General features: G+C 39.2%; 7 protein-coding genes and 1 pseudogene. All 8 read right to left on the bottom strand.

Features of this window, described 5'->3' with window-relative positions:
• Positions 1–244, bottom strand: a 244-nt coding sequence (locus tag AC4GME_RS12945; protein WP_490379532.1) for a hypothetical protein, incomplete at its 3' end; no start/stop codon positions are given.
• 491 nt (positions 245–735) lie between these two features.
• The gene (locus AC4GME_RS12950; protein ID WP_490377363.1) at positions 736–2,667 is read right to left on the bottom strand and encodes a bifunctional diguanylate cyclase/phosphodiesterase; all 1,932 of its coding nucleotides are present in this window, start codon (positions 2,665–2,667) and stop codon (positions 736–738) included.
• Between the two features lie 7 nt (positions 2,668–2,674).
• Positions 2,675–3,388 carry a transglutaminase-like cysteine peptidase gene (locus AC4GME_RS12955; RefSeq protein ID WP_490377362.1) on the bottom strand — a complete coding sequence of 238 codons (714 nt, stop codon included), beginning with the start codon at positions 3,386–3,388 and terminating at the stop codon, positions 2,675–2,677.
• Positions 3,372–3,977, bottom strand: a complete 606-nt coding sequence (locus tag AC4GME_RS12960) for an OmpA family protein (protein WP_490377361.1) — start codon at positions 3,975–3,977, stop codon at positions 3,372–3,374. Before AC4GME_RS12960 ends, AC4GME_RS12955 begins: the two co-directional genes overlap by 17 nt.
• Entirely contained in the window at positions 3,974–5,359 is a 1,386-nt protein-coding gene (locus AC4GME_RS12965) for a TolC family outer membrane protein (protein WP_490377360.1), read from the bottom strand. The genes AC4GME_RS12960 and AC4GME_RS12965 overlap by 4 nt, the downstream gene beginning before the upstream one ends.
• Positions 5,360–5,391: 32 nt before the next feature.
• Positions 5,392–6,765 (bottom strand): HlyD family type I secretion periplasmic adaptor subunit, encoded by a 1,374-nt coding sequence (locus AC4GME_RS12970; protein ID WP_490379533.1) that lies wholly within the window; start codon positions 6,763–6,765, stop codon positions 5,392–5,394.
• Positions 6,762–8,958 (bottom strand): annotated as a pseudogene (locus tag AC4GME_RS12975) (type I secretion system permease/ATPase). Before AC4GME_RS12975 ends, AC4GME_RS12970 begins: the two are co-directional and overlap by 4 nt.
• Positions 8,959–9,153: 195 nt before the next feature.
• The coding region (locus AC4GME_RS12980; protein WP_490379534.1) for an Ig-like domain-containing protein at positions 9,154–12,145 on the bottom strand (2,992 nt) is incomplete at its 5' end.

A 12,145-nucleotide genomic window follows, 5' to 3' on the forward strand; every position in this document is an offset into this window, starting at 1 on the left:
CATCACCGGCGGCGGTTTCAATCTCTTCAACCGCTTCTATCTCATCCGCTTCAATGGCAGCCTGAATATCTGCAATTTCTTGCAAAGTTTCCTGATCCGCTGCATTTTGGTTAATATCACCAACAGGGAGGTTTTCATCAGGCGTATCTAAATTCAATTCTGGATCTGTTGCTGGGTCACCAACAGGGCTATTTTCATCAACTTGTGCGTTAGGTTGATTTTTAACAAAGTCGTCGTTACTCATAACTAGCTCCCATTGATCACCGAAAAGCTAAACTCCCCCAAATACAGAACAGATAAATGCAGATGGGGAAACTAATGCGCCCATGGAAATTACTTTTATCAAGCTAATTTTCTGGGCGTAGAGAACGACTTTTTTAAAGAATTGATTGCAATATACATAACAAATTAATTAATCGACGAGATGTTTGCTTATTTCTAACGTTGACTCGGCACAAAAAAGATCATTCATCACCTACAAGTAAAGACGCAAATTGTGAACTGTCAATAATTTGGGGCGTTTAGTTCCTTGCTTTTTTATAGTTTTTAACTATAAAAAAGGGCTTTGAAATTCATTATGAATATATGGGATTTTAACGCTTTGATTTATTAGTTTTTTAATTTATTAACAATCGCATATTTTACTAGTGAAAAGCATAGTTAAGGAGGGAGGAGAAAATCAAAAAAAAGCAGGCATCTTTAAATACCTGCTTTGCAGTAAAGGATATTCAGAGATCAGATGTCTACAGGTGGAGCAATATAACCTTGATAACCTTCTGTTCGAAGTGGTTTTACCGTTTTCAAATGCGCTTCATCTTCAATACCTGTGATAATAACTTTAATATCTAAACCTCTAGCGATATTAACCAATGCCCGGCAAAGTTCTAGATTCTGCTGATTATCTTCCTGCTCTTCACTGTTATAACAGGACAATGACAGATCCAATTTAATGTAGTATGGCTTAAGTTGCTGTAAGTAATCTAATGAGCCCATCTGTCTGCCACAGTTATCAACACCGAACTGTGCCCCTCCCTTTTTGATGATCGCACATAACTTACTGCAAACGTCCAAATTACTGGTGATACCTGATTCAGGAATTTCAAAGTGCAGTTTTTCTGGATTGGGGAGCTCTTTTAAATACTGGGCTAACCAAGTATGAAACTCCATATCGGTTAAACTCTCTCGTGCTAAGTTCACAGCAACCGGTTCATTATTAATATTAAGAATTTGTTCTTTGCTGATGCTTTCAAGTAAACAGCGATCCAACTGATGCCCTAATGATAAACGCTCAATATAAGGCATAAACTGCCCTGCTCGAACAATTTTGTGATCAATTTGCAAGCGGCAATATATTTCACGTTGCATCACTGCACCGCTTTCGGTGCAGTGCACAGGTTGCCATTGGAATAAAAATTGATTATTGCTAATCGCTTTAGTCAGACGGGTACGCCATTCTTCACGGCTAAACTCCTGCTGAGTATCAACATAAAACCAGTTACTGACTTTATTTTCATTGAGCGCTTTTTGCAGCGCATTATCCGCTTGTGATAATAATTCAGCGCGAGTGACCTCTGGTGTGCGTTCACTGATACCAATTGCAAAATCACGGTTTGGCTCACAACCGGCTTTTAACATCTCCTGATTGATCAGACGGATTAACGATTGTAAATATTCAGTTAATTGTTCACGATCCCCCTTGGTAACCAGGAAGGCAAACTCTGTATTTGAAATACGCGCGATAACACTTTCGGCACTTTTAGGTAGTGTTTCTTGCAGTTTATTGGCAAGTACTTTGATGGTTTCATCTCGGACTTGATAACCAAATTTACTATGTATCTCTTCTAACCAGTCAAGTTTGGCTAATAGAAGTCCGCCAAATCCAGGTTCATCTAACCAGCTATTTAACTGCCCGGTCAGATACAATCGATTGGGAAGCTGCGAAACAGCATCTAATAATTTATCATGTTTTAAAGTATTAACTTGATCATCAAGTGAACTGAAAACGAGCTTTAGTTGACCGGACATAGAGTTAATCGCGCCAACTACATCCTTTAATTCACTGGTTTTCGGTAAAGGCATATCAGGGCTGAATTTGCGTTGTGCAATCTCTTGAGCATGAACAGCAACTTCGTGTAATGGTTTTAGAATTGCTTTTAAACGAATACGCATTAAAAAGATTGATAATAAGAAAATAGTAGAAAGAACCATCAAGGTATCATTCATTATTCGCCATAATTCACGATAACCAATTGCTGGATTTGATTCTATTTTCAGGGTCGCTAATTGTAGCCAACCTGAGGTGATAATCGTCTCTTGGGTTTGTGCTTCAAAAAGCTCTAAATCAATAAACCATTGCGGTACCTTTTCAATCACAACAGGATTATGCCAAACCTGCTCTTTTTGATCAGCAAGCCATGTTAAGTTAACCTGTTGATAAAACCCCCCTTCAAAAATCACATTAACTAAGGTTTCAACCGTTACCTCATCACCAGTTTCCAGATGAGGTTTTAACATTAAACTTAGAGAGGTACTGGTATTATTTAGATCAGATGCCATCTGATTGATCATAAATTCTTTGGTTTCAGTAAACTGAAAGTAAACTAAACTGGACATCACCAGTAGAAACAGTCCAAATAACAATGAATTTATCTGATTAAAAAGGGTCATTTATTGATTACTCCATGCTCAATTTTGGCTGTCTCATCTTTGAGATACCCATGCGGTGATTTAAATTGGTCCAACGTTTAAGACGTTCTGATTTTCCAGCAAGTACACCCTGCCCTTTCTCTTTATTGAGCCAAAGTTGTTTACCATTAAAGCTGTATACGGGTATTAGATCTTGGCGTTGTGAAGCTGGTTTAATTCTTCCATCAATATTATCAAGGATCAGCGGCACTGAGCCCGGGGTGTCATAATAAGCAACAACCATATGATATTGATTATATTTAACTGCTTTTACCATAGTGATGCGCATTTTTTTATCGGGGATACCAAGCTCAAGCAAAGTGAAATATTTAGCAATAGCAAAATCTTCACAATCGCCACCATTAACGCCGATAAACTCAATCGGTGTAGCCCAGTAGTTTTTTTCGCCCCAAAGTTTTATATCATCAATAAAACGCAGAAGATTAAAAAAATTATTCACATTTTTTAATTTCTCAGACTCACTTACATCATATGATTTTGCCACCACTTTGAACCAAGCCTGACCTCTTTTAGCAGCACGCTCACCATAATTACTGTAAAGCGCATTAATAATTTTAGGCTCATCTAACTGGCTTGAAGATTTTGCATAAAGCAAAGTCGCGCTTATCAGCAGTATTAAACTACTAAATAAGCACAAGCATACTTTATTACGAGCAAGTAAATACTTACTCCAAGTGTTCATCAACACTATAAATCGTCCATTTCATATCAGTAAATGACTTCTCACTTGAAAGTTCTGCAACAATACGACGATTACGCGCGTGAATGTATTCATCGTCCCCTTCCAATAGTAGCCTATCAAAGCCATAACCGATTGGAGTAATTCTACTTTCGTTAATAGCAAACTCATTCACCAGGATATCTTTGATTGCCTGAGCACGATTTTGCGATAGCGTTTTGTTTAACTCTTTTGAACCTCGCTTACTGGTATGCCCTTCAATCGTAACATTGGTTGCAGGATACTCTGTCATAAAGTCTGCTAATCCTTTGATTTCAGGAAGAAACTGTGACTCCACAAGATAAGAGTTATTTGCAAAATTAACCAATAGTTTACGTCTTACCTTTTCCATACGATCCGAACCACAGCCGCTGTTATTAACTTGCGCACCAGTAAAACTTTCCGGGCATTGATCACGAGCATTAATAACACCATCGCCTTCGCTATCAGTTAAGTCAAATTTTTGCACGGTAGGCTCTGGTGTCATCTCATCTACATGTACTGAACAAGCAGAAACAGATAGAACTAAAAGAACGCTTATTAAATATCTCATTGTGTAACACCCCCTTCAAATTGATTTTCACCTTGCCAAGACGCAGGGCGAGTTACTCTCAATGCATCAAGTAATAATCCCATTGAGTGCAGGATACGATATTGCGCTGTTATCTCGGTCATCTCTGCATCTAAAAAATCTCGGCGCGCCTGATACAGTTCATTTTCAGTATCCAACAAATCTAACAAGCTTCTCTGCCCAATCCTGAATTGTTGTTGATAATCCGATTGTGTATCTTTTGAGGCGATAACATGCATTTTTATGTATTTCTTTTGTAAATTAAGTTGTTCAAAAGCATTCCAGGAAAGAATAAAACCTTCTGTGACCTCTCGGTGAACATTACGGTTAAGTTCTTTAGCTTCATTCATCTTATAAGCCGTTTCTTTAGCGTAGGCTTCGTCTCTACCACCGGAGAAAATATTGTATGAAACACGAATCATAGCCTGAACTTCGTTATTTTCACCACCTACATCACCAAAACTGCCATCTTCACCATCAAGGTTATCGTTAAAGTTTGCATTAACTTCTAATGAAACTTTCGGGTAGTAGGTCGATTTTGCAGCATCATGTTGATAGCGTGCAGAACTAATATCATTTGTTGATGATTTAATAACGGGATGATGAGCAAGCGCCAGTTTTAATCCCTCTTCTTCGCCCGCTGGCAATAATGATGAATCCGGGTATGGAATGACTAAATTGTCAGGACGTTGATCGATAACGCGGTAAAATATTACTTTACTGTCCAGGTAATTATTTTTAGCTGCAATTAAGTTTGAATGCGCTTTGGCAAGACGGCCATTAATTTGTGATAAATCGGCAGTACTACTGAAACCTGAATCGGTACGTTGTTTAATCTGCTCGTAAATTTCTTCGTGAGCCAGAAGATTTTTCTCTGATAGCCGCACCAATTTTTCAGCCTTAATCAAGTCAACATAAACTTTACTTACCTCTAAAGCTAAATCTTCAGCTGTAGCATGTAAACGCCATTGCTCTGCACTTGTAGCATAACTGGTACGGTTAACTTCACTGCTGGTATGGAAACCGCTAAACAGGTTTTGTTTAACACTAAGACCTAATTCTCGGCGCATAAGATCTTCAGTATCACCGCCGGCTGAACGGCGAGTACCTGGACTATCCGTATATTCATAACCGTACCCTCCCGTCAAATCAACAGTTGGCAGATAACCAGATTGTGCTTGATCTACTTGCTTTTCGCTTACTTTAAAACGGGTATAGGCAGCACGAAGTTCAGGGTTAGTATCTAACGTATGAGCAACAGCTTGTTCAAGTGATTGACTGTTCACACTTGCTGGCCACATTATCACTGAACACAATAAACCAATTGCACTTTTCTTTGCTAACCTAGAATTTAGGGACTTCATTGTTACTCCATTATTGATTGAATCACTATAATTTAGTGTTCCCTGAGCGCCATCTCTCTTGCTCTTAAAATCGGATTTAAAATATATTCAAGCACAGTTCTTTTGCTAATCATCACATCAACGGATGTCATCATCCCGGGGATAATTGGCATATCTTGCATATCTTTACTATGCATACTCGATTCGGTTGTTCTAACTCTTATTATATAAAAACTATTGCCTTCTTCATCCTGGGTAGTATCCGCACTAATATGCTCAACTACGCCGTCAAGTCCGCCATAACGGGTAAAATCATAGGCCGTTATTTTTACCTTTGCAGGTAAACCAAGATGAATAAATGCGATATCTTTTGGCAATATTTTGGCTTCTATTAATAATTTATCCTCCGTAGGCACAATTTCTAATAACACCTGACCGGGTTTAATAACCCCACCTAAGGTTGTTATATGAACAGTTTTTATAGTGCCGACTACTGGGGAGGTAATTAATGCTTTTTTTACTTTGTCTTGTACACCAACTTGCGCTTCCGTTATGCTTGATAATTTAGATTGCAGCTCGTTAAGTTGTGCACGAGCATCGGTCCGGAATTTAAGCACTGCTTCTCGACGTTTTAAAACCGATTCTTCAAACGCCGATTGTTGCTTAGGTTTTACTAAACGTAGCGCACTTAATTCACCTTTAATATCATTATACGTTCTCTCTAATTTTAGTAACTCAACTTCGGGAACAATATTTTTTTCTGCAAGCGGTCGTGTTAACTTAAGTTCCCTATTTACCAACTTCAAACTTGTTTTCAGAGTGTGGATTTTCGAATCCAGTTCCTTGATTTCTTGTTGACGTTGCTTTATTTGCTGGGCCTGTATAGCCACTTGATTTTCAAGGCTATTAATACGGCTATTATATTCATCTTGTTGTCGTAATACTAATTTTTTAGAATTTCCTTTTAAATCATCAGAAAATTGTAGTGATTTTTTACTGATCTTAATTTGTCGCTTCCAATCCGCTACGTCGGCAATTAAAATGCTGCTTAGTTCTGTCCGTAAACGAATAATATCAGTTCGTAGTGCATCGACTTCTTTATTTTGTTGCGCCATATCAGAGCGAAAACGCGTATCATCAATACGCGCTAAAGTTTGACCTTTTTTAACCGCCTCCCCTTCTTTTACATAAAGATCTTGTAAAATACCGCCATCAAGGCTTTGGATAATCTGTACCTGAGATGAAGGAATTACTTTCCCTTGACCTCTGGTTACACGGTCTAATTCAGCAAAATATGCCCAAACAAAAAAACAGATAAAGAATGCCGCTAATGACCAGATAGTTAAACGGTGAACACTGGGGGTCTGTGTTAAAATAGCACCATAAACATCATCAGCCATTTCCAGATCGTCTTTAGTTACTTTCATCGTTTAGCCTCTTTAGCTACATTAGCACTGGCACCTAACAGGCCATTTTTTAATTGTTCCAGGATCACATCTTTTGCTCCATCTGCAACTAAGTGTCCTTTATCAAGCACTATAATCCGGTCAACTAGTTGCAGAAGATGCATTTTATGAGTAATTAAAAACATCGTTCTATCTTTCACTGTTTGTGCCATTGATTTCATAAACAGCTTTTCTGCACGCGCATCCAGACTGGCTGTAGGTTCATCAAGCAATAAAATTTGCGGATCATTTAAAATGGCGCGGGCAAGCGCAACGGCTTGACGTTGTCCGCGTGATAACGATTTACCGCCTTCACCAACTTGTTGCTCTAAACCTTCCGATTCGAGATTGGTAAACATGCTAACCCCTGAAAGTTGCACTGCACGGATCAATTGATATTCAGTGACTTGTTTTGTACCAAATAAAATATTGTCTTTAATCGAACCATGAAAGAGCACTATATCTTGTGGTAAATAACCAAAATTACGGCGCAAATCACTAGGGTGGATTTGCCCCTGATGTAAACCATCATAACGAATACTACCAAGCGTTGGTTTAAATAAACCCAGCATCACTTTTGCGAGCGTACTTTTCCCTGAGCCGTTTCTGCCAATAATTGCTATTTTTTCACCCGGTTTGACTTTAATTGACAATGGATATAACGCCGGTTTTTCTATATTTGGATAATTAAAACCAACATGTTCAAGAATAATATTACCTTCTAATTTAGTACGGCTGGCCAGGTGACCTTTATTTTCAAATTCTCCTTCTTGTTCCATAATACCGTCAAGCTGTCTTAAAGAGGTTACGGTTTGATTATAGCGGGTCATCAGGGATGCAATTTTTGCCATCGGGCCAACAGCACGGCTCGACAGCATCACGGAGGCAATAATCCCCCCCATTGAAATTAGGCCGTCCGATACGCGATATACCCCTAGTACAATCACTGCAACAACGGTCATCTGAACGACAGAACTGGAAACATTTGCGACAGAATTAGTGATCACTTTTGTTTTTAATTGCCAGTTGGAAGTGTGTCCTAACATCTGCTGCCAGGCGTTCTGAACAATACCTTCTGCACCGTTGGCTTTAATAGATTCAATCGTGGATAAACTCTCAACCAAGTGGCCGTGGCGTAAACCGGAAAACTTATTACTCTCTTCTATCGCATGGCGTAACTTAGGTTGTACTAACAAGGCATAACCAAGAATCAGTACCGCTGCAATAATTGAGAAAAGGGCCAAATCACCTGCAACCAGCCAGATAATAAAAACAAATAATATAGAAAAGGGTAAATCTACCAATGCGGTAATAGTCGCTGAAGATAAAAACTCTCGCACACTGTCAAATTCCCCCAACTGCCTTGCCATCCCACCAACACTGGGTGCGCGTTTTTCTAAAGGGATACCGATAACTTTCGCAAATAACTTTGAAGAGGTTTGAATATCAACTTTCTTACCGGCAACATCAATCAAGTAACTGCGTAACTGTTTTAAAATCAGATCAAAGGTATACGCTATCGAAGCACCAATCGCTAACACCCATAAGGTTTCAAAAGCAAGATTAGGTACAACTTTGTCGTAAACATTCATCACTAACAAAGGGGAAACTAAAGCAAAAATATTCACTAAAATAGAGGCGATAATAACATCTCGGTAAATTGGCGCAGATTGTCGAATAGACTGCCATAACCAATGCTTTTTGTTATCTCCTACATGCACATCAAAATCACGATCACCATGATATTTTTGTTTAATTAAAAATAGATAGCCCACATAAACTGACTCAAGAGCTTCAATCGTTAACTGCTCTTCACCACCCGTTTCAGGCAGGGAGATAACGGCTTTGTTTGCTTTAATATCCAGCTCTTGTAAAACACAGGCTTTCTGATCTTTAAGCATTAAAAATACAGGGCAATAACATTGCAGGAAGATTATTAAGACTTTTACGGCTTAACTTTGCACTCAAGCCTGCTCGCGCTGCTGCTTGCGGCAACAGTTCAGGAGAAAGATTAATACTTGAAAGCGGTAAACCAGCTGATAACGCTTCGGCCGAACAAGGGTTACCAAAGTGTTCACTAAGTAGTACCAGGCAATCAAGAAGCGGATCTTCAGTGATTCGTTGCGAGGCACCGATAGTCCACTGTTTTTCTTGTGTAGAAGATGAAGACTGCATTTAATTAAATACTCTTAGAAAAGTGAATGAAATAAAATTAATTCTTTATCGAAGATAAGCTGTAAGTGTATAACTTATAAGAAAAAGATTAGGTCACACAAGCATAAAAAACAATAAAATGTACAAACTATTAAATAATTTAAAATAAAAAAGAGCAACCTGCTAGATTGCTCTTTAATAAGGTAAATTTAATATCTACAAGACTGAATCGTCTGCAATTGCCAGCACTTCTCCATTAGCCTCAATAGCAGTAATATCGCTAATGATTAATGGGCCACTATTATCTGCATTAAACAACGTATTAATTATAGTTATATCATCCGCATTAGCGACAACACCTAAATCATCAGAATCAACTCCATCAAGAATAATGGTTTGGGTAATGTCTGTACCATATGCATGAACAGAGATGGTTGTGTCAGTACCGTCAAAGTCAAAGTCTAAGAATTCATCAATATTATTACCTTTTTCTACATGTAACAGATCGCTGAGATCAAGTTTGTCACCCTCGGCTATTTTGAAATCTGTAATATGATCGATACCTGAATCCCCCTCTAACCAAATAAAAGTATCCCCTCCCGCATCTCCGATAAGAAAATCATCACCGTCGCCACCGATTAGCAGATCAGATCCGAGTCCTCCATTTAACGTATCCCCCCCTCCTTGTCCAAAGAGGATATCATCACCAGCGTCACCAGTAAGGGTATCATCACCATCGCTGTTATCTGATGCGCCAAATTCATTGATATGAGTGCGAATGTATTGATGAACATCAGCTACGCTAACATCTGCGGCTTCTGCATTGGTTGCATCAGCAACATATTCTTGTAGCGAGGAGTAACCATAACCATTGACAGCTGAACCGAGAGAAAGATCACCAAAAATAATATCATCACCCTCTCCCCCATCAACCGTATCATTACCTTGAGTCAATAACGTTTCAGTTCCCAGAATAACACTGGCAAGATTATCAACATTAATTTCAGCTCTGGCTACGCCATCGCTATCATAGTAAACAATATCATCAAGAGCGATGGCTGTTTTTATACCTACCGCTTCCACTTCTGATAGCGCATTTAGTGCTTTAAAGGCATCCTTCGCATTTTCCGCCGCGTTACCGTCAGAAGTGGAATCATTGGGCTTGCCATCAGTAATAAAGTAAGTGATATTTGTACCGCTGTTACTTGCGGCAGATCCACTACTAAACCAATTAGTTGTTGTTTGGAAGGCAGCTTCATAATTGGTCATACCTCCACTTGCAATTGAACTATATGCAGCTTCAAGCGTAGCTAATGCATTATTATCAGCAAGATTTACTGAAACTGATGTTTCTGCTTTAGTATCAAAATCAACCAGTAAAACATTAACAGTACCTGCATTGTTTCCAGATGCACTTTTAATCAAAGAGTTAAATACTAAAGTTAATTGTTCTTTTGCTGTTGCGATTGCGGTACTTCCCATACTACCGGAAGAGTCAAGAACAAAGGCGATATTATAGTTTTCTCCAGCAACAATTTGGATGCCTTGCGCATCACTGACAATCACATCATTGAGTTCCGTTCCATCAATACTATTATCACTATCGGTACCATTATCGCCAGGAGTCCCTGAAGTCGAGCTGTAGGAATTGACAACATTAACCTTGACCGTTGCAGTATTTGATATGTTACCCGCATTATCTTTAACTGTGTATGTAAATGAATCTTCTCCGTTATAGTCTTTCTCAGTTGGAATGTAGGTCGCTTGACCAGTAACAGAATCAATTGATACGGTACCATGTGCAGGGCCTGAAGTTACTACTACAGTACTTGGATCAAGCTGACCGTCAATATCGCTATCATTAGCTAATATGTCAATTGTAACGCTTTGCTGAGAACCTTCTTCAACAGAGATAGTGTCACCAGCAACTGTATGAGAAAGATTTTCTGCAACCCAAATATTACTGCCCGTAGTTCCATCTGTATTTAGCTGACTAAGGTCCAGTTCTAATACATAAGCACCACCTTGATCCCAATATATTATTTCTACACTATGCAGGCCAGAAGTTAAGTTAAATGTAACATTTGTGCTCTGCTGACTAGTATTGCCGTCAAACTTTGAAAGATTAACGCCGTCAACCTTAATTTGGAAACCATCATCGTGCAGCACTGTCAGTTTGTATACTCCGGCAGATTCAACATTCAAATTACCAGTAAGCTTAATTATCCCGTCGGTAGCCGCATCAGTACTTGTACCTTGAATTGAGCCGGCATCTGTAGCGCCAAGGAAGCTTTTAAGGTTATCTGGAACATCATCCTTACCCACACCATTCTTGTGATTATTCTGAGAATCATCGGCAAGATCTCCACTACCATAGCCATAATTGACAGCTGATGAGGTAAACGTTATTTCAGCATCTGTACTATCAACATAATTAAGAACCTGAGAAATGCTTGTAAGATTACTATGACCTGATGCTCCGTCGTCATATCCCCAGTATTCGCCTTGTAAAGAGCCTAAAGTTGCACTCATAGGATCATCAACTGCAACAGGTGGGGTTGTATCGACATTCAAAGTAAGAGTTTCGCCAATGCCTTCGTTACCAGCAATATCAGTATATTTACTATCAGAAACAGAAATATTTGCAGTGCCGTCATATAGATTATTAGGTGTAAAGATCGCCTCATAGCTATACGTGCCATCTCCATTATCGATCACAGTACCAAGCGCACCTAATGTTCCGCCAGTCACGGTAATATCGCTATGTGTAAAGTCTTTAACTTCTTCACTAAAGGTGAATGTAACTGTTGCTGTTTCACCAACAGATAAGTCAATGTCATTGGAAGTTATTTTGAGGGTTGGTGGTGCATCATCCACTAACTCTGTGGTCACAGTATTTGTTTCCGTGATCCCCGTTGATGTGGTTAAGCTGATATTTGGCAGTGTATTACCGGCATCCAAGAAGCTTTCACCTAAGGCTGTTAATTTCACCTCGTTACCATCAATTTCGTAGTAAACGGGATCATTGCTGCCTGCCGCAAAATCAACCGTGACACCGCTTGTATCTTCATCTGCCACACTAAAGGTTGCCATAACCGTGCCAGCAGGCGTTGTGTCTTCTATTGCCGCGCCATCTGAAACAGTCAGCACGGATGCATCATCCACTAACTCTGTGGTCACAGTATTTGTTTCCGTGATCCCCGTTGAT

The organism is Psychromonas sp., assembly GCF_983033635.1.

Excerpts from the sequence above, each read along its gene's own strand:
- AC4GME_RS12950 (WP_490377363.1), bottom strand. The coding sequence starts at position 2,667 with ATGACCCTTTTTAATCAGATAAATTCATTGTTATTTGGACTGTTTCTA.
- AC4GME_RS12955 (WP_490377362.1), bottom strand. The coding sequence starts at position 3,388 with ATGAACACTTGGAGTAAGTATTTACTTGCTCGTAATAAAGTATGCTTG.
- AC4GME_RS12960 (WP_490377361.1), bottom strand. The coding sequence starts at position 3,977 with ATGAGATATTTAATAAGCGTTCTTTTAGTTCTATCTGTTTCTGCTTGT.
- AC4GME_RS12965 (WP_490377360.1), bottom strand. The coding sequence starts at position 5,359 with ATGAAGTCCCTAAATTCTAGGTTAGCAAAGAAAAGTGCAATTGGTTTA.
- AC4GME_RS12970 (WP_490379533.1), bottom strand. The coding sequence starts at position 6,765 with ATGAAAGTAACTAAAGACGATCTGGAAATGGCTGATGATGTTTATGGT.